Origin of the sequence: Paramesorhizobium salinisoli, assembly GCF_003335045.1 — a bacterium.
Taxonomy (GTDB): domain Bacteria; phylum Pseudomonadota; class Alphaproteobacteria; order Rhizobiales; family Rhizobiaceae; genus Paramesorhizobium; species Paramesorhizobium salinisoli.
Window position 1 is genome coordinate 672,619 of record NZ_QOZG01000001.1, and the last position, 25,111, is coordinate 697,729.

The window sequence follows — 25,111 nt, forward strand, 5'->3', positions numbered from 1 at the left end:
TAGAAAGTTCGATCATCAATAGCTCTCGGCAAGGGCTGACAATATTATCTGAACGATTTGTTCGCTCGCTGTCATAGCAGCACACCTCCTTGCGCCCGGCCGCCGCTTCGCTTTGACCGAGCCGTTGCTTGGGGGCTCTGCCCCCTGGCGCGGCGCAAGGGATCGCTTTGCGCTCGACCGGGACGGTCTCCCCAGCCTTCCGCGCGGATGCGTGTTTCTCACTCTCGCCAAGGGCTTCGATTCGCTTGTGCAGGCCGGGTGATCCCCCTCCGTCCCGGTCGCCCTTGCACCTTACTCCCCCCGGTCTCGCCGACGGGCAGGGTTGCAGCGCAGCGCTGCGCTTCAACCCAAGCCCATAGGAGCAAAGACCATGACCCCGACTGTTGAACACGGCACGACCGCTTTCATTCCGCTCAACAAGCTCAAGAAGCATCCGAAGAATGCCCGCAGGACCCCGCACACCGAGGCGTCTATCGAGGCGAAGGCGGCGAGCATCGCCACCAAGGGCATCCTGCAAAATCTGGTGGTGGAGCCGGAAACGAACGCCGAGGGCGAGCCGACCGGTTTCTATCTCGTCAGCATCGGGGAAGGCCGCAGGCAGGCGCAGTTGCTCCGTGTGAAGCGCAAGCAGATCAAGAAGACCGAGCCCATCCGCTGCGTCATCGACACGGCGAACGACGCGGCGGAAATCAGCCTTGACGAGAACGTGACTCGCGAAGACCTGCACCCTGCCGACCAGTTCGAGCGCTTCCGCGAGCTTTCCGAGGATCGGGGATGGGGTGCGGAGGAAATCGCCGCCCGGTTCGGTGTGACCACCCATGTCGTGAAGCAGCGGATGCGGCTCGGTGCTGTCAGCCCCAAGCTGTTGCAGGTCTATCGCGACGGCGAACTGACCTTGGATCAGTTGATGGCCTTCGCCATCACCGACGATCACGCGCGGCAGGAACACGTCTATGAGAACCTATCCTATAACCGCGATCCGTCGATCATCCGGCGCGACATGACCAAGATGAACGTTGCGGCGACGGATCGCCGCGCGGTCTTCGTCGGCGCGCAAGCCTATGCCGAGGTTGGCGGCAACATCATCCGCGACCTGTTCACCGAGGATCGTGGCGGTTTCTTTGAAGACCCGGCTTTGCTGGACGGGCTTGCTATCGAGAAGCTGGAACGGATCGCCGCCGAGGTGCAGCAGGCCGAAGGCTGGAAGTGGACTGCCGCCTATCTCGACTTCCCCCACGCCCACGGAATGCGCCGTGCCTATCCGCACCCGGTGGAGCTTTCCGAGGAAGACGCCACCGCCTACGACGCCGCGCAGGACGAGCTTGAGCGTCTGACGGCGGAATCGGATGACGCCGATATTGACCTCCCGCCCGAAGTGGATGCGCGGTTCGCGGAGCTTGAAGCCGAGATCGAGCGGATCGACGCCAAGCGTCACGCCTACGATCCCGACGAAATCGCGCGAGGCGGTGTGTTCGTCGTCGTCGCTCATGATGGCGAAACCCGGATCGAGCGCGGCTTCATCCGCGCCGAGGACGAAGCACCGGAGCCGGAAACCGCAGAAGATGGCGAAACCATCATCGACGGCGTGCGCGTCAACGGCGATGGCGAAATCATCGACGGCGACGAGCAGGACGGCGAAGGTAGGGACGGTTCCGCGAACGAACCGGAACTGGAAGAAGACGCCGGGGATGACGGCAAGCCGCTGCCCGATTCCCTCATCCGCGACCTGACTGCGCATCGCACCCTTGGCCTGCGCCTCGCCCTTGGCGAGCAGCCGGATATGGCGCTGATCGCCGTGGTTCATGCGCTGGCCGCGCAGACCTTCTATCGAGGCGGCAGCACGGCCCATTGCCTCGAAATCAGCCCCACCAGCAATTACCTCCCCGCCCACGCGGACGGCATCGAGGACACGGCGGCGGCGAAGATGCTGAACGACCGTCATGCCGGATGGGCGGCGGACATGCCGCGCGATGTGGCTGACCTCTGGGGCTTCGTCGCCGGTCTCGACCATGCGAGCCTCATGGCCTTGCTCGCGCATTGTGCCTCGCTGACCGTCAACGCGGTGAAACTGCCGTGGGAGCAGAATAAGCGCCGCGCCCATGAAACGGCGGACAAGCTGGCGACGGCGGTGACGCTCGACATGACGGCGCATTGGACGCCGACCGTGCGGGCCTATTTCGGGCGCGTCACCAAGGCCCATATCCTCGCCGCCGTGCGGGATGCCCTTGGCGACGAGGCGGCGGAGCGGATCGCGGACAAGAAGAAGGTGGAGATGGCCGAAGCCGCCGAACAGCTTCTGGCCGGCACCGGCTGGCTTCCGCCCGTGCTGCGCACCGGGCGGCCCACATGGCTCACCGATCAGCAGACCGACGCCTTTCCCGTCGAAGCCGCGCCGGAAGCGCAAAACGATGACCATTTCGCCATCGCAGCGGAATGAGGAAGGCAGGCCGGGATCGCGCAAGCGGTCCCGGTCTCCCGTCGGAAAAAATCGCGGCCGCGCGGTTGCCTGCGCGGCCGGATCACCTCGACTATCGCGATGACACGCCCTGTTCAGCATCGGCAGGGCAAGCCGCTCCAGAGAGGAGAAGAACCATGGTTGCCGTCATGCTGATGAGCGTCTTGGCTGTCGCCGGCCTTTGCGTCCTGGCCTACACACTCGCCGTCTATGCGCTCCCGCTCATGCTCGGCGTGACCGCAGCGCAATTCGCCTATCAGACCGGCTCGGGCTTCATCGGCGCCGGTCTTGTCGGCATCGTCGCAGCCGTTGCCGCCTTCGGCATTCTGGCGTTTCTGTTCGATACGCTGCACCCGCCGATCCTGCGCCTCATCTTGGCATTGGTCTTCGCTGCGCCCGCCGCCGTCGCCGGATACGCCCTGACCCATGGCGTCACCAAGGAATCCGTGCCGTCCGAAGTCTGGCGGCAAATCTTCTGCGTCATCGGCGGCGCGTTCGTTGGCGTCTCGGCTCTGATGAGGCTGGCAGCGCCAGTCCGCCGCGTTCGGCTTCACCATCAGTCACGCTAAAGCGGCCCGTCAGTTAATCGGATGACACCCACGTTGGCGGTGGCCCGCTCGGAAACGACCATTCGCGACCAGTTTTTTCTTTCAGCTTTTCCAGTTGTTTTTGTAGTCGGCTTATCATCAGTTCATCAAGAAAAATGACCAGCGGCTCCCACTCAAGCGCACCTCCGACATGAAAACCCATGTTGAAGGTGACGCCTAGATCGAATTTGCCGCCTTCGAAGCCAATGGCTAAATTTCCGCTGATCGTATCGTGACCGGCGTTGTGCGCATATCGTTTATTGCGAAGGTCAACTATCCTGTCATGCACCGGGCGAAGCTTCGCAGGTAACGCTTTCCGGGAAACGCCGCTGCCCAAGCCGCCGTCGACGAGGCGGCAGTATGTCGTAACGAATGCCAAGGTCAGCATATCGTTCTCTAGCGCCCACTCCATCGTCGCTTTAAATTTGGTGGAAACCAATCGATGCTGGATATAACGGAGACTTGCCATCGTGGGGAACGCGTGAACCAGTCGGTTCAAGTTATTTAAATTTTCATCTACGCTCGCGAGAACAGTTTGGCCTTCTTCTTTGATGGCGTAGATGTGCTCCTGCCATTCGGCGGGCAGGTATTTGATCGCCTCCTCGGGGAATGCGATGTATTCTTTCTCGTTATCCTCTTCCACGTCGTCATCCTTGCTTTCAGCATCTCGACTCAAGTTAGCTCCATACTCGCCGTAAATCCCCGAAATTTGGATCGGTGCCACGGGGCGGCAGTCATTTCGCGAACGCCCCGCATATGCGAGGCTTGCGAAAAGCTGGCCTCAATCACCGTCGCACCGACACCAGTGAGATGGGGCAGTTCCGCCCGGTCGATCACAAGGCGGGCCGCAGAGAAGCGCGGGAAACCCGGGTCGGCATGGCGAGCCAAGGTATTCGCACTGCATCCCCCGGGCAGACTCACCGTCAGCACTGGACGCGATCAATACCGCGAGGGAGCGGAACGCAAGATCGAGCGTCAATCAGCCTAACCGGGCGATTGCCGGGCCATGACGATGAAAGTCAGGCAGCAGAGCATCAACCAGCGAAACCCACGCCGTTTTCGTTCTCGAGCGTAGAGGCGCAGGGACGGCCGCCATTGCCGTATTCCCCTGACTTCCTGAAACGGGCGCTCCATCCGCGATCTCGATTGGCATGGGTCTGACCGAGGACCGGCTTCGCCTCGCTCGTCTCCCGCAACGTCCATCGCCAACTTTTTTCCGCCGCCTTCGGCTTTGCATCGCGAAGCAAAAAAGCCGTCACCGGCTGCCTTCCACTTCGTTCCAGCCCTTCGGGTGCAGGGCCGATCGCCCCCGGTCTCACGACCGCCATCGAGGTCGCAATGGAGCGGCTCGACAGGAAAAGGAACACGACAATGGCGACCATCGGCACCTTCACCAAGAACGAAAACGGCGCGGGCTTCACCGGCGCGGTCAAGACCCTGACCCTCAACGTCAAGGCCAAGTTCGTCCCCTCCGAAGGCGAAAGCGAGCGCGGCCCGGACTTCCGCATCTTCGCCGGCGCGACCGAGTTCGGCGCGGCCTGGAAGAAGACCGCCCGCGAGAGCAGCCGCGAATACCTCTCCGTCAAGCTGGACGATCCGAGCTTCCCGGCCCCGATCTACGCCAGCCTGGTCGAAGCCGAGGACGGCAGCGGCCACAACCTCATCTGGTCGCGCCGTAGCGGCGACTAAGGCCAGCCCCACCAAGAAGCCCCGCCCCGAGCGGGGCTTCTCTATGCTCATGTCCGCCGCCTTCAGAGAACAAGGAATCGGGATGCAGGTTTTCCCGTTTTCAGCTTCTGCACATCCCGATCGGATCTTGCCCCCAGCCTCCGCTTCGCTCTGGCCGGACCAGTTGCTTGGGGCTCTACCCCCCGGCGCGGCGCAAGGGATCGCTGACGCTCGGCCGGGCCGGTATCCCCAGCCTTCCTCCTCGTCGTTCCTTCGTTCCGTGCAGGCCGGGTGATCCCCCTCCGGCCCGGCCGCCCTTGCACCTTGCACCCCCCGGTCTCGGCGACGGCCAAGGTTGCAGCGCAGCGCTGCGCTCCAACCCAAGCCCACAGAAGGAAAGACCATGTATCACCAGCTCGCCACCCGGTTCGGCCGCAATGCTCACCAGATCAGCGGACGCGAACCGCTCGACAACGAAGCCCTGTTTCGGCACGTCCCGTCCATTTTCGCCCGCGAGGCCCATGACAGCCGTTCCGAGCGTTACGTCTATGTCCCGACCATCGACATCGTGGAGGGCCTGCGCCGGGAGGGATGGTTTCCGTTCTTCGCCGTTCAGTCGGTTCCGCGTGACGGCAGCCGCCACGGCCACGCCAAGCATATGCTGCGCCTGCGCCGGGATGGCGGTATCGGCAAGCCGGAGGCCGCCGAAGTCATCATCGTCAACAGCCATGACGGGACCAGCGCCTATCAGATGTTCGCCGGGATGCTCCGCTTCGTTTGCACCAACAGCATGATTGCGGGCGAGCGGTTCGAGGAAATCCGCGTTCCTCACAAGGGCAACATTCAGCATGACATTATCGAGGGCGTTTATACTATTGCGGAAGACTTTCCGCGCCTCATCGACGCCAGCGAGACCATGAAGGAAATCCGCGTTTCCGAGGACGAGCGCCGCGTTCTGGCCGAGGCCAGCCTGATTGCCCGCTATGGTGAGGCCGAAAGCCCGCTGCGTCCCGATCAGATCATCATGCCCCGCCGCAGCGAGGATGCCGGGCAAAGCCTCTGGAGCACGTTCAATGTCATTCAGGAGCATTTGACGAAGGGCGGACTGCGTGGCCAGAAGCGCAACGCCGAAGGCCGCATCCGTCGCAGCCAGACCCGCGCTGTCAACGGCATCGACCAGAATGTGACGCTCAATCGCGCGCTCTGGACGCTGGCCGAGGGGATGCAGAAACTGAAAGGCTATTGACCGCCCAAACGACAGGGCCGCCAGCGTCGCGGCCCTGTCCTTCATCAGCAGGCGCAGGCATCCAAAAAATCGCGCCGATCCGGCGAGCGGATCGGCGGTGCGGCCATGCCCGGATACATGGCCGCGCTCGCCGGGCTGCGCCCGGCTCGCAGAATCACGCAAGCAATGTTAAGAAGAAAATAACCAAGACATTGATCGTGTTAGGCGCTCCAGTTATCTGGACAGCGCGACTACAGTTACTTCCAGAGATATTCAAAGCTCTCTATCCGGGCGTTGCTTTGCAGGAGCCCGCATAGAGAGGTAACGCCATGCTGAGCATCGACTGGCGTTCTCCGGCGGCATATAAATTTGCCAAGAGCATTCCCGCTGCCGGTTTCGCTTGGGAATATCTTCGCCGCGATGACGAGTATCGTCGCGAGTTTCGCGCCATTGCCACTTCGGCCGAGCCCGACCCGGAGCGCCTGGAAGCCTTCGTGCAGCGCTGGGGGTTGCGATTTTCCGACCGATCCTGAAACCCCATCCGATCGGCAATCCCTGTTCTGGAATCCGAGCCTTCAGCCGCAAGCGATAGTGCTATCCGCCGTGCAGCGTCGTGACGACGAGACGGAACCAATCATCACGCTGGCGCATCTCGACGGCCTCGACCTGCGCCGGGCCGTCGATGGCTGGCATGGCATCTGGCAGGTGGACGGCGTTGCGCATCAATTCTGGCTGCCAGAAGCGGTTCCCGATGCTGCGGCCTTCTATGCCGCATCCCTGCCGATGGATTCCTTTCTTGAACTGCGCACTCACGCCACCCGCCGTTTCTGGCGCGCGCTCAGCGGCCGCCCGGCCGGTCCCGATTATCGTGCGCTGCCCGCCCAGCTTCGGCAATGGCACATCCTGTCCCTGCGTGCGCTGGATGCTCGTCTTCGTGGCGAGAGCTATCGCGCCATCGCCGAAGTCGTGCTCGGCTTTCGCGGCACAAAGGAGGATTTTGAGGTCGATGCGCGCAAGAACAAGGCTCGCCGCCTGGTTGCCCACGGCATCAAGATGATGCGCGGCGGCTATCGGCTGCTGCTGCACTATCCGATCAAGGCACCGGCCAAATAAGCCTAAGCGCAGCCGCCACCGCGCGCAGCGGTAGCAACTGCTTGTTCCAGAATGCGCCGGTAGCCCGGGCCGGATAGCCATTGCGCGCGGGCCAGATGGCTTTCCCAGCAACGCCGGCTGCGCGCTTCCTCCGTGACCGGATCACGGTGGAGAACGATACGGGCCACTTCCTGCCAGTCCGCACCGTCCCGGTTGGCGTCCAGCAGGCGCAGATAGGTGACATAGTGCTGCTCATCATAGGCGGTAATGTCTGGACCGCTGGGAGCTTCATCTTCGACATCTGGATCAAGCTGGGGCCGCCCACGCATGAATTCTGTCCTTTGCATCAGTGACGCGGACACAATGAAGCAAGTCCGGCAAACTCAATGAATAACACGCCCTGATACGAATAGGAACGATCATTCCTAGAATGATCGTTCCTATGCTGGTTCCCCTCTCACCATGGATCTCAAGGAGATCATGGCGAGGAATCTGCGTCGCGCACGTCATGACAAAAAGCTGACGCAAGAAGAACTCGCCGACCGGGCGGGCCTGAGTATGCGTTATGTCGGCGCCATCGAGCGCGGCGATGTGTCCGCCAGTGTCACGGTCCTTGGTCAGATCGCCGATGCGCTTGAGATCGAGCCCGGCGAGTTGCTGAAGAAAGCCAGCGCGCCGAAGTAATCGGTCCATTCATCCCGACATCCGGAATGCGCTGCCGCGCGGCCCCAAATAACTATACCAGTCAGAGCAACCGGGTGTGCCGCCAGCGCATAGGCGCAAATGCGGCACGCTACCCGTCGCCGATCCCTCGCCATGGTTCGCCATAGCTCGCCGCCACGATGGCCGCGCGCATCAACGACGAACCAGAGGTGATCCCATGGCCAACCCCTTGGCGGGCCTGCCGCCACGACTCTTGCGCACGCAGGAAGCCGCCCGCTTCCTCGGCATTTCCATCCGTACTCTTGAAAAGCACCGGACTTACGGCACCGGCCCGACCTACCGCAAGATCGGCGGTCGCGTCCTCTACACCATTCGCGATCTGGAAGCCTGGTCCGACATCGGCACCCGCAAATCCACCCGCGATCCGAACGCCGGCACGGTCTTTCCCGCCCGCCCGCTGACACCGCAAGAGCGGGGTGAGTGCTGAATGCTGCGCGACGACGATCATAGCCCCGACGCGCAGCCATCCGACGCCAGCGAGCGCAGCCGCCTTGCCCCCTTCGTGGTCGCGACCGGCGATGCGCCGCCGCGCGATCAACGCGACCTGATGGAACGACCGTTCTTTTCACTCGCCAAGGCGAAGCGCACGGCACCCATCCTCTACGAATCCAGCGGCGTCCGCGTCGAGGTCTTCGGGATGGCCGATTACGGTATGGCGACGATCTGGGATGCCGATGTGCTGATCTGGGCCGCCTCGCAGATCGTCGCGGCCGAGAACAACGGCCTTCGGACCTCGCGTTTCTTCCGCTTCACGCCCTATCAGCTACTCATGGCGATCGGCCGCGCCACCGGCGCGCGCGAATATCGCCTGCTGAAGAATGCCCTCTTCCGCCTGCAATCGACCTCCATCCGCACGACGATCCGACAGGGCGAGCATTGGCGGCGGCATCAGTTCTCGTGGATCAACGAATGGGAAGAGCTGACCACCCGCGACGGCCGCGTGGAGGGCATGGAATTCGTCCTGCCGGACTGGTTCTATCGCGGCGTCATAGACCGTTCGCTCGTGCTGGCGATCGATCCCGCCTATTTCCGGCTGACCGGCGGCATAGAGCGCTGGCTATACCGCGTCGCCCGAAAGCACGCCGGACACCAGCCGCACGGCTGGCTGTTCGAGGTCGCGCACCTTCACCAGAAGTCCGGCAGCCTGGCGCGGATTTCCGATTTCGCGCTCGACCTGCGCCGCATCGCCGCCAAGCAAACGCTGCTCGGATATCGTCTCGAAATCTACCGTGAAGGCCGCCGCGAGCTGCTGCAAATCCGGCCCGCCGGCACGTCCACAGTGCCTGTTGAAAAGGGTGTGGAAACACTCGTGACTTCGGGCGCAAGAGGTATCGGGACTTCAGGCGCAGCACTATCGGGACTTCGGGCGCACGGCCCCCAGTTAAGCCTTTGGCCCGAAACGCGGAATCCAACTGCTAACTTAGAGTCTAACAAAGAATATAACTCTTCTTCTTTGACGCACCCGCGCGCGAAGCGTGGTGCCGGTGCCGCCCGCTCCATCGCCGACGTGCTGCGCGACATGCTCGCCGACGATGACCGGCATGGAGGCCGGTCATGAGCGGCAAAGCCTCCCATCGCGCGCATCGCCGTCCGTTGCCGGACGGGCCAGCGCCGTTCACCACCCTGGTCGAACTGACCTTCGAGAAGCGCAAGGTCGAGCACTGGATCAGGTTCGGGTGCAAGAGCTATGAACAGATCCTCGACCGTCGCCGCCGCGTCGTCGGCTTCGCGCCCGACAGCATCTTCGCCTTCGTCCGCTGGGCGGCGGGCGAGCATGGCACGATCATCTCGCGCATCGACATCGTGCGCGCCATCGGTCGCGGCGAGCCATTCCAGACGCTGCCCTTCGTCAGTCCTGGCGGCGAAATTCTGCTCCGCCTCGACGGCTGGCCGAAGGTGCAATGTGCGCTTGCCGCCATCGACGCCGTGGAAGCGCTCGGCCTCGATCCGGCCGACGCTTCGCCCGATCACTGGCGGCACGTTCAAAACCGGCTGAGCGCCGGATTGGAGCCGAACGCCTACACGCCAGAGCGTCATGCGGCATGGATCGGTCGCCGGAGGATCGACCCATGAGCCGCCGCCGCACTTTGGCGGTGATGTTGCTCGCCGTCATCGGCATCGCCGCCACCAGCGCCGTCGAGACGCCGACGAAACTCATCTGGAACGCCACCGCGAGCGCGCCGGTCGGCTTCTACACCATCGAGCCGGCCAACCGGATCGACGTGCCGGAACTGGTCGCCGTCAGGCCGCCCGAACCGCTCGCCGGCTTCATGGTCGAACGCGACTATGTCGGGCGCGGCGTGCCCCTGTTGAAGCGCGTCGTCGGTCTTCCTGGTCAGCGGGCTTGCCGCATCGGCCGCGCCATCACGGTCGACGGCGTGGAGATGGGCGATGCGCTCGACCGTGACCGGATCGGGCGCGCTCTGCCCGTCTGGCAGGGCTGCCGCGTCATCGCCGACGGCCAGCTCTTCCTCATGAATTGGCAAGTCCGAGACAGCCTCGACGGCCGCTACTTCGGACCCATCCCCGCAAGCTCCGTCATCGGTCGGGCGCTGCCGCTCTGGACCGATGAGGACGGCGACGGCCGTTTCGTCTGGCGCGCCCAGACCGGGGCAATGCCGCACTGACCGCCTTCCCATCGGCGGGAGCGGTGTCCGTCGATGGCTTTCCCAACACCACCGCATGGAGACAGTCATGCCGCAAATCGGTCAATTCCATCGCGACGCATCCGGCTTTGCCGGGCAGCTCGTCACGTTCACCCTCAAGCGCGAACTCGTCATCGTGCCCGCAGAACATTCCGACGCGGAGAACGCGCCGAATTATCGCGTTCACTACATCGAACATGACGGCCCGGAGGTGGGCGCGGCGTGGAAACGCACCGGCGGGAAGGCCGGCGAATATCTTTCCGTGCTGCTCGACGATCCCGCCTTGCCACAGCCGATCCGCGCCAACCTGTTCCGCGACGACGATGCAGGATCGTCATGGTCGCTGCACTGGACGCGCCCGAAACCGCGCGAAGAGCGGGACTAAGGCCCATGCGGTCCCGTGTCATCATCGCGGTCAAAGCCTCTATTCCTTTGTTCGCGGAAAAGCCGTCTCATTCCTTCGTCCCGCTCGACCACAAGTCGGCCGGCGCGCGCAGCGAAGGTCAAGGGCGGCCATCGGCCGGCGCTTCGCGCGCACCCTTGACCGCAGCGGGCACGCTGGCAGGCTGGCGGTTCGGCGGAGAAAGGCGGGCACGGCGCTATGCCATCATCCTGATCGCTGGCGCGCTTGCGCTCAGCGCGGGACCGGCGACGACGCTGGCGCAATCCGCGCCGATCGCGCGCACCGTCTCCGCCGATCCCCATGGCGGTCATATCGCTGAGGCGTCGCAGCGCTTCGGCATCCCCGAGCACTGGATTCGCGCCGTCTTGCGCGCCGAGAGCGCGGGCGAGGTACGCGCGATCTCGTCGGCGGGTGCGATCGGGCTCATGCAGGTCATGCCCGACACCTGGGCGGGTCTGCGCGTCCGTTATCGTCTCGGCCGCGATCCCTACGATCCGCGCGACAACATTCTCGCAGGCACCGCCTATCTGCGCGAGATGAGGGACCGCTACGGCACTATCGCGGCGATGCTCGCCGCCTACAATGCCGGCCCCGGCCGCTATGACGAGCATCGCGCGACGGGCCGTTCGCTGCCGGCCGAGACCCGCGCCTATGTCGCCGCGCTCGCACCCGCGCTTAGCGGCGCGGTCGCGGCCGGGACACCGGAGAAGCAATCTGCACCGCCGCCCGATTGGCGCGATGCGCCGCTCTTCGTCATGCGGTCGGGCGACCGACAGAGCGCCGATCCCGTGCAGACTATCGGCACATCAGGCGACGCTCGCCCGACCGTTCCGGTGCGCGAGCGCCACGATGCGGAGCCGCGAGACGGCAGCATGTTCGTGGCGCGCGCCGACGATGGGAGAACGCCATGAGGATGGCGTTTCCCCGTCCGCTTGCGCTGGTTTCGGTGTGCAGTCAGGCAGGGTCGCGCCTGGCTGCATTCCCGGTTCTCAGGGCAGGAAGGGAAGAAAAGGCGGAGGGCAAGATAAAGGAAACCGGCACCATGCGGTGGCGGTTTCAGGGCAAGCCCTTGTCTGCACACTGTTTTGGGGCCGCGCTCGCGGCACCTCGGTTTTGGCCCTCGCGTGCCGCGACGACGCGCAAAGCCTTGGCTTTGCTCGGTTTCGAGCGGCACCATAGCCCGAAGTCGGGCGCTTTCCGCCGTCTCATTGCCTTCGGGCCGGAGGCGCGGCCTTGAGCGACAACGAGGAGTTTCGCTTCCGTCCGAGGCCCGGCCGCGTTCGCAACGATGCGCCCAAGCTCGGCAAGGCCAAGAGCTTCTTCAGCCAGGCCAAGAAGATCGCGCGCCAACAGAGCAACAGTCCGTCGCGGTCATCTGAATCGCCATCGCAGCGCGCCCGCTCGCAGGCATCGGCCAAGGGCGGCAAGACATCACGGGCGAGCAGCGGGCCGGGCCTGAAACGGGGACGCGGCGCGGCCTTAGTGCGCGCCCGCACCCTGTCGGGCGGCTGGAAGCACAGCACGCCGGGGATGCGTCGCGTCGTGGTAAAAACCCGCTACGTTCAGGGCGCCGGCAAGAACGGAAAATCCGCCGCCCATCTGCGCTACATCCAGCGCGACGGCACCTCGCGCGACGGCGAGCGCGGCCAGCTCTATTCGGCGACCGAGGGCCGCGCCGACGGCGCTGCCTTCGTCGAGCGCGGCGCGGACGATCGCCACCAGTTCCGCTTCATCGTTTCGCCCGAGGACGGCGCGGACTTTTCGGACCTCACCGCCTATACCCGCGACCTCATGGCCCAGGTCGAAACCGATCTCGGCACCCGGCTCGATTGGGTCGCGGTCAATCACCACAACACCGGCCATCCGCATGTCCATGTCATCGTGCGCGGCAAGGACGAGCTGGGTGAAAACCTCGTCATCAATGGCGAGTATCTCGCCAATGGCATCCGCGAGCGGGCGAGCGATCTTACGACGCTCGAACTTGGCCCCGTCACCGAGTTTGAGCAGAGCCGCAAGCTCTCCGCCGAGATCGGTCAGGATCGCTTCACCCGCATCGACCGTGCGATGACCGAGGAAGCCGACGGCCGTTTCCTCGACCTGCGCCATGAGCCTGCCGATCCGAAGCGCCAGTTCAATCGCACGCTGCGCCTGCGCCGTCTCGCCAAACTGGAAAAGATGGGCCTCGCCACCGAGCACGCGCCCGGCGTCTGGAAATTGAGCGAGCGGATGGAACCGGTGCTGCGCGAGCTGGGCGAGCGCGGCGACATCATCCGCACCATGCACAAGGCGTTGAAGGCCGACGGGCTGGAGCGCAACCCCATGACCTTCCAGATTCACGACACCGCGCCAGAAGTCCCGATCGTCGGCCGCGTCCTCGACAAATTTCTGACCGACGAGCTGGGCGAGAACCTGACCATCGTGGTCGACGGCATCGACGGGCGCACGCACCATGTCGCCGGCATCGACGCCGCCCGCATCGAGGATGCCCGGATCGGCAGCGTTGTCGAGATCGGCCCGCCAGACACCGCGAGCCGTTCGTCTGACCGCACCATCGCGACGATCGCCGAGGGCGGCATCTATCGGCCGAGCCGTCATCTTGAACAGGCGAAGTTCGAGGGACGCGTGCCGGGCGGCGATTATAAAGGCTATGTCAATGCTCATGTCCGGCGGCTGGAGGCGCTGCGCCGCAACGGCATCGCCGAGCGGATCGACACCGACCGGTGGCGCATCCCCAGGGATTTCGAGAGCCGTGCTGCCGCCTTTGACGCGAGCCGCAACCGGCAGGCCACTATCCGCATCCTCTCGGCCGCCCGGCTCGAACAACAGATCGGCGCGGACGGTGCGACCTGGCTCGACCGGCGGCTTGTCTCGGCCGAGATATCGGATCTCGCGCCGTCGGGTTTCGGACAGCAGGTGCGCGAAGCGATGGACCGCCGCCGCGAACACCATATCGACCGGGGCGACGCGGCCCGTCAGCCGAATGGCGGCATCGCCTATCGGCGCAACCTTCTCGCCACGCTGCGCGAGCGCGAGGTTGCGGGTGTCGGCGGCGAGTTGGCCTCGACCAAGGGCCTGCCTTTCCGCGCCGCCGCCGATGGCGAGACCGTCAGCGGCAAGTTCACAGGCACGATCCACCTATCGAGCGGGAAGTTCGCGGTAGTCGAGCAGAGCCATGAGTTCACCCTTGTCCCGTGGCGACCGGTTATCGACCGCCGTCTCGGCCGCGAGGTCATGGGCGTAGTGCAGGGCGGATCGATGTCATGGCAGATGGGGCGGCAAAGGGGGCACGGCATTTAGGCGATTGCCGAGGTTCGAGCTATCGAAATCTACGAACGATAATTAGTGTTTCAACCCGGCGGCATAATGACGTTGGCGTGTACGTCACACGTCGTTACAGCCGAATTTTCGAGCGGAGCAAGTGTTGGTCAATCAGCGTAGGATTAACGCCATCAGAATTTCGTCGCGGTACTCGGAGCCATTCTTCATAGCGCGCGGCTCGACGCCGTAAGTCTTGAAGCCATGCTTTTCGTAGAGGTTGATAGCGGCTTCGTTCCCTTCCGCGACCGTCAGCATGATCTGCTCCACATGCTCGCGCCCATGGTCTATCACCGCCCGCAGCAGCATACCGGCGACCCCTCGGCCTCGCTGTTCGGGCTCCACGAAAACGCCGGACAGATGCGCCTTGTGAGCGTCCTTGGGGCCGTCCTCCTGCTTGAAGACCGACAGCCCGACGATCTTGCCGTCGACATAGGCGCCGAATGCCACCGAATCTTGCAATCGATCAGCGAACGCCTCCACCGGCTTTTTCGCCTCGCGCTCGTAAACGGACCCGAACATTTCTGGAGCTTTCTTTAGGGCCGACAGCCGGATCTCGCGGAAATCCTCCACATCGGCCGCTCCAAGCCGGCGAATCTGAGCCTCAATCACAATTGTCAATTTTATCCTCAGTTCATAGGCGTCGCAGACAACGGGCCGTGCATTCCATCGGTACGATACCTACAATAACAGAGGCACTGTCGAATAGTATTTCCATTCTTTGTACCCGGGTGTTGCTATAGAGAGCCACCTTGATTTGATCTTAGGAGGCGCTTGGGATGGATGTGGACCGTGAAACAGCTTGTGCGGCTATACCTGTGCCGGCGAGTATGTCTGACGAGTTGGCCGGATATGAATGGGCACGCAACAATGTTGGCGAGTCCGGCGGCTCCGTCTATCGCCTATTCGGCAGGCCAGGTGCGCCCGACCTATTCCTGAAGCATGGCAAAGACGCTGTCGCCGATGACGTCGCTGACGAGATGCTTAGACTGCGGTGGCTGGCTCGACACCTGCCCGTGCCCGCTGTCCGGCATTTCGTCAGCACGCCCGGCGAAGCATGGCTGTTGATGACGGCCGTGCCGGGAGAAACCGCATACCAGGTGCTTGAGGCAAGCCCGACTGCACAGCTAACCATCGTGGACGCACTTGCGGCGTTTCTGCGGCAGTTGCATACGATCCCCGTAAGCGAGTGTCCCTTCAACAGCGATCATCGCTACCGGCTCGCCCGCGCACGCGAACGCATTGACGCCGGCCTGATCGACGAGGATGATTTCGATGAAGAGCGGAAAGGCTGGACTGCCGAACAGGTCTGGGACGAAATGCAACGGCTGTTGCCCCTCACGTTCGACCCAGTCGTAACATACGGAGACTTCTCGCTCGACAACCTCCTGATGATCGGTGGCCAAGTGGTCGGCTGCATTGATGCAGGACGCGTCGGTCTCGCTGACCGGTATCAAGACCTCGCAATACTCTGGAACTGCCTCGGAGAATTCGACCCTTCGCTTCAGGAGAGACTCCTTGCGCAATACGGCATCACCGATGTGGACCAACGCAAGCTCCAATTCCATCTCCTGCTAGACGAGCTCTTCTAGTTGGGCTGGGTGGATTCTTGGATTTCCAAAGCTGAGCAAATCAGATTCATGGCTGTCTTTTTGGAGACAGCCATGGGAAATTTGGAACGGCGATCCTTCCCGGTGAGCCGGTGCGGTTGTCGGCTCCGATCATTGGTGCGAGCACGCACCTTCAGCCACGCCGCTGATGCAAGGTGACGCGGTGTATGCCGACGCACTGATCGCAGAGCTGGCGGCCGACATCGTTGTCGACGCAACCTTAGAGAAAGATAGTTTGGCCAGCACCGAGGCGTTTGGCCTCGCGGTAAGCTAGGTCGGCGGCCACCATATCTTCCATGGCGACGCCCATGGCCTTGTAGATTGTTATTTGCTCATCTGACGTTCGACCTGGCCGCTGACCCAGCAACATAGCACCCAGATCGGTGCCTGCCTCCGGATCAATATTTGCAAGTTCGCAGCACCCCACAGGTGTTGGCATGAAGGAATCTCGCGTCTCGACGAAGAGGCTGCCGCGGGCGATTAGATCGATCGGTAGTTCGCCACCGGGGGGCGCCACGCCAACCGAGGACACGTGAGCTCCTGGTTGAACCCATTCAGCGGATATAACGGGCTGGTAGGAGTGTGTCGCCAGGCACACGACATCTGACGAGCGTACCGCGGCTTTGAGATCCTCAACGGCAGTGACACCTGAATGCTGTGAGGCTAGTGCCTGCGCATCAGCAAAGTCCTTCGAGAAGATTCGGATTTCCTGGAAATCGCGAACGAGTGGCAACAGATGAAGGTGCTGGTTGGCTTGAACACCGGCGCCCACGACGGTCGCGACCTTGGCATTACGCCTGGCGAGCTCTCGCACCGAAAGGACGGCGGAGCCGGACGTGCGAACGGCCGTGATGTAGGTGCCATCCATGACGCAAACAGGCATGCCAGTTTCCGGATCGAAGAGATGAATGGTCGCGAGGTGACTCGGGATGCCCCGGGCGATATTGCCTTCGAACACGTTGACCAGTTTTACGGTCAGATGCATGCCCTTCATCCATGCCGGCATCGCCAATGAGTAGCCTACATCCGGAATATCGAGTTGCGGCCGCGCAGGGTTGACCACAGAACCGGCTGAAAGCGATTTGAATCCGTCCGCTAGCGCGTCGAGCAGCTTACGCAGGTCGATACATTTTTTGACCTCTGCTTCGCTTAACGAGAGCACCTTGATTTCGCCTTTCGAGTGGTTGCTCGATGAAGGTTGCGTTCTGTCCATGATGTTAGTTGCCTTTCGTTTTGATTAATCAGTGCATTTTCAACGGTATTGCCGGAAGCACCGCGATGAAATATAGTAATTTCAATATTATCGCGTGATTATCGCGCATTTTATCAACGGAAAGCGTGAATCCGAAATGAGCAATTTAGACCGTGTCGACCGGCTGCTTCTCCAGCTCCTACAAGAAGATGGTCGCCGGACGGTGCTTGACCTTGCCCAACGCGTTGGGCTGTCACCGACCGGCGCATCACAGCGCATCAAGCGCCTTTTCGGTGAGGGCTTTATCCGAGCTGTCCGGGCTGTGCTCGAACCCTCGAAAATCGGCCGTGGTACCGTTGTCTTTATTGAGGTAAGGCTCGATCACACCGCGCCGCACGTTTTCGACCGCTTTGCGGAAGCTGTTGCGAAGGCACCGGAAATCATCGAATGCCATATGGTGATCGGTGGCTTCGACTATCTGGTCAAGGCACGAATAGCTGACATGGCTACCTTCCAGGAATTCCTGCAGCGAGTCATTCTGCCGCTTCCTGGCGTCAGGGAAACGCACAGTTTCGCATCGATCGGCGATCTCAAGCCTGACGCATTGTTGCCGCTCTGACGCCCCCGGGTTTCTGGATCAGTTGAGGCTGGAGGCAGCACGGGCTGATGGCTGGACAGCGGGGCTATAGCCCCGCTCTTCGATGCCTATTGTTCGAAATAGATTGCGGCCCTCGCTCATCGGATCACCGTCAACCCGATGAGGTGACCGTTGGGTGCAGCGATTCCCGAAGGAGCAACCACGCACTGCGGCGCGTGGGCGGAATAGCTGACCCAATAGTTATTGCTTGCAGCGTCTCAACACCTCCGCTGCAAAAGCTGGCGCGGTGGAAGGCGGCTCCCCTGTCGTCGAGAACAGATGCAATCCGCCTCAAGCCGTTCGTACTCGACGTCGCTGGACGTTCGCTTCATCAACAAACCAAGCGCGCCCCGACCTATAAGTTTTCAGCCGTCCCTACTTGCATTCCATCGTTCTAGAAAGTTATATGCGTCACGCATACATTCTCGACTGCATTGGCGGTCGATGCGCCGAAAGGACGACGCATGAGCGCTTCATCGATAAGGACGATAATACCCCTTTCAATCTTGACAGCAGTGGGCTTGCTCGCGACGGACCTCTATTTGCCCGCAGTCCCGTCTCTCCCCATGGAGCTTGGTGGCACAGTCTCCCAAGCCCAAGCGACCTTGGCTGTTTTTCTGGCAAGCCTCGCATTGTCGCAGATCGTCTGGGGCGTAATTGCCGACCAGTACCACGAGAGGACTATTCTTCAGGTAGCCATCGCCCTTCAGATCGTTGCGGGGATCGCATGTGCGACTGCGGAATCAGTACTTGTTTTAATAGCTGCCAGAGCGGTCCAAGGTTTCGCCGTAGGAGCTGCAACCGTCGTCGTTCCCTCGCTAATACGGCGGCATTTTCGCGGTAAAGAGACCGTCCGAGCAATGTCATGGCTCGGCATTGCCGAGAGTATCATACCCGCGGTCGGCCCGATTGCCGGCGCAGCGTTGCTGCTCGTGGCCGATTGGCGAGCCAGCTTTTGGGCTATGGTCGTTTTAACCTCTGCTTTGGCGCCCTTTGCTCTACGCGCGGTGCCGCCACCTGCCGATCGTAAACGCAATGATAGTTTAGTTGGCTACGGAGAGCTGGTGCGTGACCGCGTGTATTTCGGCTACGCCCTCGGCCACGCGCTTTGCTTCGCTGCGCTTTTGACTTTCGTCGCCAGCGCACCGCAAGTGGTTCAAATCTGGCTTTCTGCGGGGCCGCAGACGTTCGCGACCCTTCAGGCGTTTGGCGTGACGGCTTTCGTTCTCACGGCATCACAGAGCAGCCGGCTCACTGGTTCCTTTGGTATCGATCGGCTGATTGCGACCGGAGTAATGCTGCAAATCGCGGCCTCGGTCGCAATGATGGTGCTCGCGCTAGCGGATTACAAATCGCCATTCATGCTCATCGCGGCTTGGGTGCTATTCTGTGCGGCGCTTGGTCTCCGAGGACCGGCGACGATGGTCCGAGCGCTCGACGTCGCACCTGAAATTGTGGGCAGAGCTTCGGGCCTTCTGATGTTCCTCGCCCTTGGGCTAGCTGCCGGCGGAACGCAATTGGTCGCCCCGTTCCTGTCGGGCGGCTTGATGCCTGTAGCTCTCATCTCCCTCGGATATACATTTGCAAGCGGCCTCCTCATTCTGATGGGTTGCTATTTCCGAGCCAAAGACATGGATCGCCGAATCCTGTATTCGGCTGAAAGGTAGCTGATGAGCGCCTCGGCAGACCCAGAAACTATGCTCGGTACGCTCTCGATGCTGATCGCTGACAGCGTCGCGGCGAGGTTCCGCGAGCTTGGCATGTCACAAACTGAGGCGGCCACGCTACTTTGTATCCACGAACACCCAGGCGTGAATATCGGACATGTCGCTCGTACGGCTGATATTTCTCATTCGGCAGCGGTCCGTTCTGTCGATCGTTTGGTAGACCGCAAGCTTGTGGATCGTTGGATATCGCCATCGGATCAGCGGGCTGTCGAACTAACCTGTTCGCCGATGGGGAAGGCTCTAAGCCAGAAACTATTCAACGCGCGTCGTGAAACCACCCGCTTGTTGATGGATCGGCTCAATCCAAAGCAAAGGACCGCGCTGACAGAATTTGTGGATTTGATGCTCGAAGGTGTCGCGGAGCGACGATCGGCAGCCTGGCGGCTTTGCAGGTTTTGTGACCGAAGCATCTGTCCAATACCAGCATGCCCAATCGGTCGCTGCGTGCAGGTTGAAGATACAGGTGCCATCAGATGACGGACACCGATAAAGCGATGCGACGAAGATCGCTCTCTGTCCCAACGGCCGATCGTCAAAGGGAAATGCCTACTCCGCTGGGCTCGCGGATTCCGCTTGCATCACTGATTCAGACATTGGCTGTCGCTGAACACCTGAACTTTCGCCATGCTGCAAAAACATTGGGTGTCAGCCAGTCTTGCGTCAGCGCTCGCATAAGGGCGCTGGAGGTAGAGCTAGGTATCCTGCTCTTCGATCGCACTACGCGAGGCGTCCGGCTTACCGAGGCTGGGCGCCTTTTTGTTGAACGGGTTGCGACGGGGATCGATCAGCTTGATCATGCCGTGAAGACAGCTGGCATGGCAGCAATAGGGGAATACGGCCGCCTGCGCATCGGTGTTCACGGCCTAATCGCGGGCAGCTTTCTCGACAATCTGCTCGCTGAGTACCGCAGGGCCCATCCCAGCATAGTGGTCGGGATGATCGAAGCGACGGCACGCGATGCGGTCATCCAGATTCGTGCAGGCAGGATCGACGTGGCATTCCTCGTTGGTACGTTCGATCTCCCTGACTGTCATTCTCGGGCAATTTGGACGGAACCACTCGTGGCTGCAATGCCTGCGGATCATCGACTCGCGGGACAAACTTCCGTCACTTGGGCCGATCTCGCGTCCGAGCAGTTCCTTGTTCGCCATGGCGGCACCGGGCCGCAGGTTCACGACCATATCTTGATGCGCCTCGCCGGGCGCTGGCGCCAACCGGCGATCCAGCGTTTTGATGTGGAGCGTGGCACGTTACTGACCATCGTAGCACAGGGCCTTGGCATCACGCTCTTGGGCGCAGCAAGCGGACTGTTTCCGACAGCCGGCGTCGTCTCACTTCCGATCATCGACGAACCTGAGCCGGTTGTCTTCTCGGCGGTCTGGTCGCCGCATAACCGCAGTGCCGCGCTGCAAAACCTGTTTAGCCTCGCCGGCGATCTAAGCCGATCACTCTGATCGAGATCGCGCCTTTGACGACATGTTAACAGCAACCTGTCGAACGAGTTACGCAGCAATACCAATCCAACCTAATCGCCGCCGATGGTATCCGGCAGCCCTCCAATCTGGTTTTACCTATTGCCACTCCCGAAAACCCCCATTCTCTGATCGGCTCCAATATTTTTGCCGATTGGAGCTTGTATGCGTGGAGGCCGAATCCTCTGGGGTCAGATCGCCGTCGTCCTGACCATCGTTTTCGTCACGACCTGGGCGGCGACGCAATGGACCGCCTGGCGTCTGGGATTTCAGCCTCAGCTTGGAAGCCCGTGGTTCGAGCTGGCCGGATGGCCGATCTATTATCCGCCCGCTTTCTACTGGTGGTGGTTCTCGTTCGACGCTTACGCGCCCGCGATCTTCACCGAGGGCGGCATCATCGCCGTGTCGGGCGGCTTCCTCGCGATCGTCGCGGCAATCATGATGTCGATCATCCGCTCGCGCGAGGCCCGGAACGTCGCGACCTACGGTTCGGCGCGCTGGGCCGAGGACAAGGAAATCCGCTCCGCCGGCCTGCTCGGTCCTGATGGCGTCGTGCTCGGTCGATATGATCGCGACTTTCTGCGTCATGACGGTCCCGAGCATGTTCTGTGCTTCGCGCCGACGCGCTCCGGCAAGGGCGTCGGCCTTGTCGTGCCGACGCTGCTGACCTGGCCGGGAAGCTGCATCGTCCACGACATCAAGGGCGAGAACTGGACGCTGACGGCTGGCTTCCGGGCGAAGCACGGCCGCGTGCTGCTGTTCGATCCGACCAACGCACAGTCGTCGGCCTACAATCCCTTGCTGGAGGTGCGACAGGGCGAATGGGAAGTCCGCGACGTGCAGAACATCGCCGACATTCTGGTCGATCCCGAAGGGTCGCTCGACAAGCGCAACCACTGGGAAAAAACCTCCCATTCGCTCCTTGTCGGCGCGATCCTGCACGTCCTCTACGCCGAGAAGGACAAGACGCTGGCGGGCGTCGCCAACTTCCTGTCCGATCCGCGCCGCCCGGTGGAAGCGACCTTGCGCGCAATGATGGACACGCCGCATCTGGGCGAAGCCGGCGTTCATCCGGTCATCGCGTCGTCGGCCCGCGAGCTGCTGAACAAATCCGACAACGAGCGATCGGGCGTGCTCTCGACCGCCATGAGCTTTCTCGGCCTCTATCGCGATCCGGTCGTGGCGCGCGTCACGGCGCGCTGCAACTGGCGCATCGCCGATCTCGTCGGAGGCAAGAAGGCCGTCAGCCTCTATCTTGTCGTGCCGCCTTCGGACATCAACCGAACCAAGCCGCTCATCCGCCTGATCCTCAACCAGATCGGGCGACGGCTGACCGAGGAGCTGACCACCTCCGGCAAACGCCATCGGCTGTTGCTCATGCTGGACGAGTTTCCAGCGCTCGGCCGTCTCGACTTCTTTGAATCGGCGCTCGCCTTCATGGCCGGCTATGGCATCAAGGGCTTCCTGATCGCGCAAAGCCTCAACCAGATCGAGCGCGCCTACGGCCAGAACAATTCGATCCTCGACAACTGCCATGTGCGCGTGAGCTTCGCGACCAACGACGAGCGCACCGCCAAGCGTGTGTCCGATGCGCTCGGCACGGCGACCGAGCTGCGCGATTCCACCAACTATGCCGGCCATCGACTCGCGCCCTGGCTGGGCCATCTCATGGTCTCGCGGCAGGAGACGGCTCGGCCGCTGCTGACCCCCGGCGAGATCATGCAGCTCCCGCCGTCCGAGGAAATCGTCATGGTCGCGGGCACGCCGCCGATCCGCGCCACCAAGGCCCGCTATTTCGAGGACGGGCGCTTGCAGGAGCGCATCATCACGCCGCCGGCATTATCGACGGCTGCGGCTCCCGCATCGTCGGATGACTGGTCCGGCCGCATAGTCCCGGCGGCAGGATCGCCCATGGGCGCTGCCAGTGGCGACGACGGCGACCCGGCCAATGCCGGCATCCGCCGCGAGCCGGAATTGCCCGAGCATGAGGAAATCGTCGCGCCGCCGCCGTCGCCGGCTCAGGAATTCGAGCTACTGGACGACGAACCCGATGTGGACGCCGCCAAGGCCAACACCATGCGCGCCCGGATGCGCATGGTCGCGCGGCAGGCGTCCTTGGACCCCGGCGACGGCATCGAGCTTTGAGGACCGCGCCATGACGACCCGTACCCGCATGAATGTCTATTTCGACCCCGCGCTGCTCAAGCAGGTCGAGGCGCTCGCGTTGCGCCGGAACATCTCGAAATCTGCCATCGTCGAAGCTGCCGTGGCGTCGTTCCTGTCCGGCGACACGACCGAGAAACTGGAGGCGGCGATGTCGCGCCGCCTCGACAAGCTCGGCCGCCAGATCGACACGCTCGACGAAGATCTCGCCGTGCTCGGCGAGGCCGTCTCGCTGTTCGTCCGCTATTGGCTGACCTTCACGCCGGTCGTACCCGACGCCGCGCAAGCCTCTGGCCGTGCCAAGGGGCTGGAGCGGTTCGAGCGCTTCATGCAGACGCTCGGCAAGCGATTGGCGACCGGCGACAGGTTCCTGAAAGAACTTTCGCGCGATCTCGACTCGGTTCGGCCAGGCGGCGAAGACCTCGCGCAACAGACGAACGGTGACTCGCCGGAATAACCGGCCCATCCTATTCGCCGCCGATAGCCGCCGACCGCCGCATGGGGCTAGATACTTGTTGAACAGGCTCGATTTCGGGCTCTTTTAATCATCCCCGATCGGGGAACTGTCTGTTGCTTCCCCTTCAATTTTGGGGACGGCATGACTTCTTCTCACCAGAAACCGGAGGCGATCCAACGCGGCGCGCGCATGTTGCGCACGGCGCTTGGTTCGGCAATCGCGCGCTTTCTGGAAGATCCCGCCGTCGTCGAGGTGATGCTGAACCCTGATGGGCGCATCTGGATCGATCGTCTGTCCGAAGGGCTGTCCGACACCGGCGAAACCCTGTCACCCGCCGACGGCGAACGCATCGTGCGCCTGGTCGCCCATCATGTCGGCGCCGAGGTTCACGCTCGAAGCCCGCGCGTCTCGGCCGAACTGCCAGAATCGGGTGAGCGGTTTGAGGGCCTGCTTCCTCCCGTCGTCGCAGCACCCGCCTTCGCCATCCGCAAACCCGCCGTCGCCGTCTTCACCCTCGCGGACTATGTGCTCGCCGACATCATGACCGCCGATCAGGCCGCGACCCTGCGCGAAGCCGTCGCGGCCCGCGCCAACATTCTCGTCGCCGGCGGCACCTCTACCGGCAAGACCACGCTCACCAATGCGCTGCTCGCCGAGGTGGCGAAGACGGCCGATCGCGTCGTCATCATCGAGGACACGCGCGAACTTCAATGCGCCGCGCCCAACCTCGTTTCCATGCGGACCAAGGAAGGCGTCGCCTCGCTCTCCGATCTCGTCCGCTCCAGCTTGCGCCTGCGTCCTGACCGCATCCCCATCGGCGAGGTGCGCGGCTCCGAAGCGCTCGACCTCCTCAAAGCCTGGGGCACCGGCCATCCCGGTGGCGTCGGCACGATCCACGCCGGCACCGGCATCGGCGCGCTGCGCCGTCTCGAACAGCTCATTCAAGAGGCCGTCGTCACTGTCCCGCGCGCCCTGATCGCCGAGACGATTGACCTCGTGGCCGTCCTCTCCGGCCGCGGCTCCGCGCGCCGGCTCGCCGAACTCGCTCGTGTCGAAGGGCTCGGCCCGGACGGGGACTACCGCATCACCCAAGCCATCCCGACTAGCACAGGAGATCCTTCATGATTCGCACCATCATGCGCGTCCTTCGCACCATCGCGACCGTCGCCGCCGTCGCCTATGTCAACCTCGTCCTGGCGCCTGCCGCCCATGCCTCTGGCTCCTCGATGCCGTGGGAAGCGCCGCTCCAGAAAATCCTTCAGTCGATCGAAGGCCCCGTGGCCAAGATCGTCGCGGTCATCATTATCATCGCGACGGGCCTCGCGCTCGCCTTCGGCGACACGTCGGGCGGCTTCCGTAAGCTGATCCAGATCGTCTTCGGCCTGTCGATCGCCTTCGCGGCCAGCTCGTTCTTCCTGTCGTTCTTCTCGTTCGGCGGCGGGGCGCTCGTCTGATGGCGGTCGCCTTCGAGCAACTGGACGTGCCGGGATTCACCGTGCCGATCCACCGCGCGCTGACCGAGCACATCCTGCTCGGCGGCGCGCCGCGTTCCATCGCGATCCTCAACGGGACGCTGGCCGGGGCCGTGGGTCTCGGCCTGCGCCTCTGGCTGGTCGGCCTCGCAATCTGGGCCATCGGCCATTTAGCCGCCGTCTGGGCCACGAAACGCGATCCGCTCTTCGTGGAAGTCGGCCGCCGACATCTGCGCATCCCAAGTCATTTGTCGGTCTGACGGAGGCG

30 protein-coding genes are annotated in these 25,111 nt (G+C 62.7%); 25 read left to right on the forward strand and 5 right to left on the reverse strand.

The genetic code is table 11. From position 1 onward, the window contains the following. The first annotated feature begins 370 nt into the window (after window positions 1-370). On the forward strand, window positions 371-2,437 hold the full coding sequence (locus DUT91_RS03150) for a ParB/RepB/Spo0J family partition protein (protein WP_114438867.1): 2,067 nt from the start codon (window positions 371-373) through the stop codon (window positions 2,435-2,437). Window positions 2,438-2,592: 155 nt separating this feature from the next. Continuing rightward, window positions 2,593-3,024, forward strand: coding sequence for a hypothetical protein (locus tag DUT91_RS03155; protein WP_114438868.1), 432 nt, complete (start codon window positions 2,593-2,595; stop codon window positions 3,022-3,024). A gap of 13 nt (window positions 3,025-3,037) precedes the next feature. Here the strand turns inward: DUT91_RS03155 and DUT91_RS03160 are convergent, their stop codons facing one another. Both DUT91_RS03160 and DUT91_RS03165 read right to left on the reverse strand, forming a co-directional pair. Further along, complete coding sequence (locus tag DUT91_RS03160; protein WP_114438869.1) at window positions 3,038-3,766, reverse strand: hypothetical protein; 729 nt, start codon at window positions 3,764-3,766, stop codon at window positions 3,038-3,040. Window positions 3,767-4,076: 310 nt separating this feature from the next. Continuing rightward, the gene (locus DUT91_RS03165) at window positions 4,077-4,424 is read right to left on the reverse strand and encodes a hypothetical protein (protein ID WP_147272145.1); all 348 of its coding nucleotides are present in this window, start codon (window positions 4,422-4,424) and stop codon (window positions 4,077-4,079) included. Between DUT91_RS03165 and DUT91_RS03170 the strand changes: the two genes are divergently transcribed. The 4 genes from DUT91_RS03170 (at window position 4,414) to DUT91_RS03185 (ending at window position 7,048) form a co-directional block, all read left to right on the forward strand. After that, window positions 4,414-4,731, forward strand: coding sequence for a DUF736 domain-containing protein (locus DUT91_RS03170; RefSeq protein WP_114438871.1), 318 nt, complete (start codon window positions 4,414-4,416; stop codon window positions 4,729-4,731). The two genes, DUT91_RS03165 and DUT91_RS03170, sit on opposite strands and share 11 nt — an antisense overlap. Before the next feature lie 382 nt (window positions 4,732-5,113). Beyond that, window positions 5,114-5,956, forward strand: a complete 843-nt coding sequence (locus tag DUT91_RS03175) for a DUF932 domain-containing protein (protein WP_114438872.1) — start codon at window positions 5,114-5,116, stop codon at window positions 5,954-5,956. Window positions 5,957-6,264: 308 nt separating this feature from the next. Beyond that, entirely contained in the window at window positions 6,265-6,468 is a 204-nt protein-coding gene (locus DUT91_RS03180; protein ID WP_114438873.1) for a transcriptional regulator domain-containing protein, read from the forward strand. Between the two features lie 70 nt (window positions 6,469-6,538). Next, window positions 6,539-7,048, forward strand: coding sequence for a DUF2285 domain-containing protein (locus DUT91_RS03185; RefSeq protein WP_425373733.1), 510 nt, complete (start codon window positions 6,539-6,541; stop codon window positions 7,046-7,048). Between the two features lie 2 nt (window positions 7,049-7,050). Here the strand turns inward: DUT91_RS03185 and DUT91_RS03190 are convergent, their stop codons facing one another. After that, entirely contained in the window at window positions 7,051-7,356 is a 306-nt protein-coding gene (locus DUT91_RS03190; RefSeq protein ID WP_114438875.1) for a DNA -binding domain-containing protein, read from the reverse strand. A 133-nt stretch (window positions 7,357-7,489) separates the two neighbouring features. Here DUT91_RS03190 and DUT91_RS03195 point away from each other — a divergent pair, with 133 nt between their 5' ends. The 9 genes from DUT91_RS03195 to DUT91_RS26115 all read left to right on the forward strand — a co-directional run bounded on the left by DUT91_RS03195 (window position 7,490) and on the right by DUT91_RS26115 (window position 14,095). Then, window positions 7,490-7,711: a helix-turn-helix domain-containing protein gene (locus tag DUT91_RS03195; protein ID WP_114438876.1), complete on the forward strand. Its 222-nt coding sequence runs from the start codon at window positions 7,490-7,492 to the stop codon at window positions 7,709-7,711. 196 nt (window positions 7,712-7,907) lie between these two features. Continuing rightward, the gene (locus tag DUT91_RS03200; protein WP_114438877.1) at window positions 7,908-8,177 is read left to right on the forward strand and encodes a helix-turn-helix transcriptional regulator; all 270 of its coding nucleotides are present in this window, start codon (window positions 7,908-7,910) and stop codon (window positions 8,175-8,177) included. Then, complete coding sequence (locus DUT91_RS03205; RefSeq protein ID WP_114438878.1) at window positions 8,178-9,308, forward strand: replication initiator protein A; 1,131 nt, start codon at window positions 8,178-8,180, stop codon at window positions 9,306-9,308. It begins immediately after the preceding gene. Beyond that, window positions 9,305-9,823, forward strand: a complete 519-nt coding sequence (locus DUT91_RS03210) for a DUF2840 domain-containing protein (RefSeq protein WP_114438879.1) — start codon at window positions 9,305-9,307, stop codon at window positions 9,821-9,823. The genes DUT91_RS03205 and DUT91_RS03210 overlap by 4 nt, the downstream gene beginning before the upstream one ends. Then, a complete protein-coding gene (locus tag DUT91_RS03215; protein ID WP_114438880.1) occupies window positions 9,820-10,377 on the forward strand; it encodes a S26 family signal peptidase in 558 nt (185 codons plus the stop codon). Before DUT91_RS03210 ends, DUT91_RS03215 begins: the two co-directional genes overlap by 4 nt. Before the next feature lie 67 nt (window positions 10,378-10,444). After that, the gene (locus tag DUT91_RS03220; protein WP_114438881.1) at window positions 10,445-10,780 is read left to right on the forward strand and encodes a DUF736 domain-containing protein; all 336 of its coding nucleotides are present in this window, start codon (window positions 10,445-10,447) and stop codon (window positions 10,778-10,780) included. 5 nt (window positions 10,781-10,785) lie between these two features. Next, complete coding sequence (locus DUT91_RS03225) at window positions 10,786-11,709, forward strand: lytic transglycosylase domain-containing protein (protein ID WP_114438882.1); 924 nt, start codon at window positions 10,786-10,788, stop codon at window positions 11,707-11,709. Further along, entirely contained in the window at window positions 11,706-12,035 is a 330-nt protein-coding gene (locus DUT91_RS03230) for a hypothetical protein (RefSeq protein ID WP_147272146.1), read from the forward strand. The genes DUT91_RS03225 and DUT91_RS03230 overlap by 4 nt, the downstream gene beginning before the upstream one ends. An 827-nt stretch (window positions 12,036-12,862) precedes the next feature. Beyond that, the gene (locus tag DUT91_RS26115; RefSeq protein ID WP_200834890.1) at window positions 12,863-14,095 is read left to right on the forward strand and encodes a DUF3363 domain-containing protein; all 1,233 of its coding nucleotides are present in this window, start codon (window positions 12,863-12,865) and stop codon (window positions 14,093-14,095) included. A gap of 132 nt (window positions 14,096-14,227) precedes the next feature. Here DUT91_RS26115 and DUT91_RS03240 read toward each other — a convergent pair whose 3' ends face one another. Next, complete coding sequence (locus DUT91_RS03240) at window positions 14,228-14,725, reverse strand: GNAT family N-acetyltransferase (RefSeq protein ID WP_114439029.1); 498 nt, start codon at window positions 14,723-14,725, stop codon at window positions 14,228-14,230. A gap of 167 nt (window positions 14,726-14,892) precedes the next feature. Here DUT91_RS03240 and DUT91_RS03245 point away from each other — a divergent pair, with 167 nt between their 5' ends. Further along, window positions 14,893-15,705, forward strand: coding sequence for an APH(3')-I family aminoglycoside O-phosphotransferase (locus tag DUT91_RS03245; protein ID WP_114438885.1), 813 nt, complete (start codon window positions 14,893-14,895; stop codon window positions 15,703-15,705). A 238-nt stretch (window positions 15,706-15,943) separates the two neighbouring features. Here DUT91_RS03245 and DUT91_RS03250 read toward each other — a convergent pair whose 3' ends face one another. After that, window positions 15,944-16,936: an ornithine cyclodeaminase family protein gene (locus DUT91_RS03250; RefSeq protein WP_114438886.1), complete on the reverse strand. Its 993-nt coding sequence runs from the start codon at window positions 16,934-16,936 to the stop codon at window positions 15,944-15,946. Between the two features lie 136 nt (window positions 16,937-17,072). Here DUT91_RS03250 and DUT91_RS03255 point away from each other — a divergent pair, with 136 nt between their 5' ends. From DUT91_RS03255 to DUT91_RS03300, 9 genes are all read left to right on the forward strand, one after another. Further along, on the forward strand, window positions 17,073-17,534 hold the full coding sequence (locus tag DUT91_RS03255; protein ID WP_114439030.1) for an Lrp/AsnC family transcriptional regulator: 462 nt from the start codon (window positions 17,073-17,075) through the stop codon (window positions 17,532-17,534). A gap of 482 nt (window positions 17,535-18,016) precedes the next feature. Beyond that, entirely contained in the window at window positions 18,017-19,219 is a 1,203-nt protein-coding gene (locus tag DUT91_RS03265) for an MFS transporter (RefSeq protein ID WP_114438887.1), read from the forward strand. Between the two features lie 3 nt (window positions 19,220-19,222). Then, window positions 19,223-19,756: a MarR family winged helix-turn-helix transcriptional regulator gene (locus tag DUT91_RS03270; RefSeq protein ID WP_114438888.1), complete on the forward strand. Its 534-nt coding sequence runs from the start codon at window positions 19,223-19,225 to the stop codon at window positions 19,754-19,756. 65 nt (window positions 19,757-19,821) lie between these two features. After that, window positions 19,822-20,733 carry a LysR family transcriptional regulator gene (locus DUT91_RS03275; RefSeq protein ID WP_114439031.1) on the forward strand — a complete coding sequence of 304 codons (912 nt, stop codon included), beginning with the start codon at window positions 19,822-19,824 and terminating at the stop codon, window positions 20,731-20,733. A 183-nt stretch (window positions 20,734-20,916) separates the two neighbouring features. Then, entirely contained in the window at window positions 20,917-22,896 is a 1,980-nt protein-coding gene (locus DUT91_RS03280) for a conjugal transfer protein TraG (RefSeq protein ID WP_114438889.1), read from the forward strand. A 10-nt stretch (window positions 22,897-22,906) separates the two neighbouring features. Further along, complete coding sequence (locus DUT91_RS03285; RefSeq protein WP_114438890.1) at window positions 22,907-23,371, forward strand: ribbon-helix-helix domain-containing protein; 465 nt, start codon at window positions 22,907-22,909, stop codon at window positions 23,369-23,371. Between the two features lie 141 nt (window positions 23,372-23,512). Further along, window positions 23,513-24,496 (forward strand): P-type conjugative transfer ATPase TrbB, encoded by a 984-nt coding sequence (gene trbB / locus DUT91_RS03290; RefSeq protein ID WP_114438891.1) that lies wholly within the window; start codon window positions 23,513-23,515, stop codon window positions 24,494-24,496. Continuing rightward, window positions 24,493-24,825 carry a TrbC/VirB2 family type IV secretion system protein gene (locus DUT91_RS03295; RefSeq protein ID WP_114438892.1) on the forward strand — a complete coding sequence of 111 codons (333 nt, stop codon included), beginning with the start codon at window positions 24,493-24,495 and terminating at the stop codon, window positions 24,823-24,825. Before trbB ends, DUT91_RS03295 begins: the two co-directional genes overlap by 4 nt. Beyond that, window positions 24,825-25,103 carry a VirB3 family type IV secretion system protein gene (locus tag DUT91_RS03300; RefSeq protein ID WP_114438893.1) on the forward strand — a complete coding sequence of 93 codons (279 nt, stop codon included), beginning with the start codon at window positions 24,825-24,827 and terminating at the stop codon, window positions 25,101-25,103. Before DUT91_RS03295 ends, DUT91_RS03300 begins: the two co-directional genes overlap by 1 nt. Window positions 25,104-25,111 lie beyond the last annotated feature (8 nt).

Excerpts from the sequence above, each read along its gene's own strand:
- DUT91_RS26115 (WP_200834890.1), top strand. The coding sequence starts at position 12,863 with ATGACCGAGGAAGCCGACGGCCGTTTCCTCGACCTGCGCCATGAGCCT.
- DUT91_RS03300 (WP_114438893.1), top strand. The coding sequence starts at position 24,825 with ATGGCGGTCGCCTTCGAGCAACTGGACGTGCCGGGATTCACCGTGCCG.
- DUT91_RS03285 (WP_114438890.1), top strand. The coding sequence starts at position 22,907 with ATGACGACCCGTACCCGCATGAATGTCTATTTCGACCCCGCGCTGCTC.
- DUT91_RS03275 (WP_114439031.1), top strand. The coding sequence starts at position 19,822 with ATGCCTACTCCGCTGGGCTCGCGGATTCCGCTTGCATCACTGATTCAG.
- DUT91_RS03265 (WP_114438887.1), top strand. The coding sequence starts at position 18,017 with ATGAGCGCTTCATCGATAAGGACGATAATACCCCTTTCAATCTTGACA.
- trbB (WP_114438891.1), top strand. The coding sequence starts at position 23,513 with ATGACTTCTTCTCACCAGAAACCGGAGGCGATCCAACGCGGCGCGCGC.
- DUT91_RS03270 (WP_114438888.1), top strand. The coding sequence starts at position 19,223 with ATGAGCGCCTCGGCAGACCCAGAAACTATGCTCGGTACGCTCTCGATG.
- DUT91_RS03220 (WP_114438881.1), top strand. The coding sequence starts at position 10,445 with ATGCCGCAAATCGGTCAATTCCATCGCGACGCATCCGGCTTTGCCGGG.
- DUT91_RS03155 (WP_114438868.1), top strand. The coding sequence starts at position 2,593 with ATGGTTGCCGTCATGCTGATGAGCGTCTTGGCTGTCGCCGGCCTTTGC.
- DUT91_RS03245 (WP_114438885.1), top strand. The coding sequence starts at position 14,893 with ATGGATGTGGACCGTGAAACAGCTTGTGCGGCTATACCTGTGCCGGCG.
- DUT91_RS03190 (WP_114438875.1), bottom strand. The coding sequence starts at position 7,356 with ATGCGTGGGCGGCCCCAGCTTGATCCAGATGTCGAAGATGAAGCTCCC.
- DUT91_RS03295 (WP_114438892.1), top strand. The coding sequence starts at position 24,493 with ATGATTCGCACCATCATGCGCGTCCTTCGCACCATCGCGACCGTCGCC.
- DUT91_RS03170 (WP_114438871.1), top strand. The coding sequence starts at position 4,414 with ATGGCGACCATCGGCACCTTCACCAAGAACGAAAACGGCGCGGGCTTC.
- DUT91_RS03255 (WP_114439030.1), top strand. The coding sequence starts at position 17,073 with ATGAGCAATTTAGACCGTGTCGACCGGCTGCTTCTCCAGCTCCTACAA.
- DUT91_RS03210 (WP_114438879.1), top strand. The coding sequence starts at position 9,305 with ATGAGCGGCAAAGCCTCCCATCGCGCGCATCGCCGTCCGTTGCCGGAC.
- DUT91_RS03165 (WP_147272145.1), bottom strand. The coding sequence starts at position 4,424 with ATGGTCGCCATTGTCGTGTTCCTTTTCCTGTCGAGCCGCTCCATTGCG.
- DUT91_RS03230 (WP_147272146.1), top strand. The coding sequence starts at position 11,706 with ATGAGGATGGCGTTTCCCCGTCCGCTTGCGCTGGTTTCGGTGTGCAGT.
- DUT91_RS03225 (WP_114438882.1), top strand. The coding sequence starts at position 10,786 with ATGCGGTCCCGTGTCATCATCGCGGTCAAAGCCTCTATTCCTTTGTTC.
- DUT91_RS03175 (WP_114438872.1), top strand. The coding sequence starts at position 5,114 with ATGTATCACCAGCTCGCCACCCGGTTCGGCCGCAATGCTCACCAGATC.
- DUT91_RS03280 (WP_114438889.1), top strand. The coding sequence starts at position 20,917 with ATGCGTGGAGGCCGAATCCTCTGGGGTCAGATCGCCGTCGTCCTGACC.
- DUT91_RS03200 (WP_114438877.1), top strand. The coding sequence starts at position 7,908 with ATGGCCAACCCCTTGGCGGGCCTGCCGCCACGACTCTTGCGCACGCAG.
- DUT91_RS03150 (WP_114438867.1), top strand. The coding sequence starts at position 371 with ATGACCCCGACTGTTGAACACGGCACGACCGCTTTCATTCCGCTCAAC.
- DUT91_RS03215 (WP_114438880.1), top strand. The coding sequence starts at position 9,820 with ATGAGCCGCCGCCGCACTTTGGCGGTGATGTTGCTCGCCGTCATCGGC.
- DUT91_RS03180 (WP_114438873.1), top strand. The coding sequence starts at position 6,265 with ATGCTGAGCATCGACTGGCGTTCTCCGGCGGCATATAAATTTGCCAAG.
- DUT91_RS03195 (WP_114438876.1), top strand. The coding sequence starts at position 7,490 with ATGGATCTCAAGGAGATCATGGCGAGGAATCTGCGTCGCGCACGTCAT.
- DUT91_RS03250 (WP_114438886.1), bottom strand. The coding sequence starts at position 16,936 with ATGGACAGAACGCAACCTTCATCGAGCAACCACTCGAAAGGCGAAATC.
- DUT91_RS03205 (WP_114438878.1), top strand. The coding sequence starts at position 8,178 with ATGCTGCGCGACGACGATCATAGCCCCGACGCGCAGCCATCCGACGCC.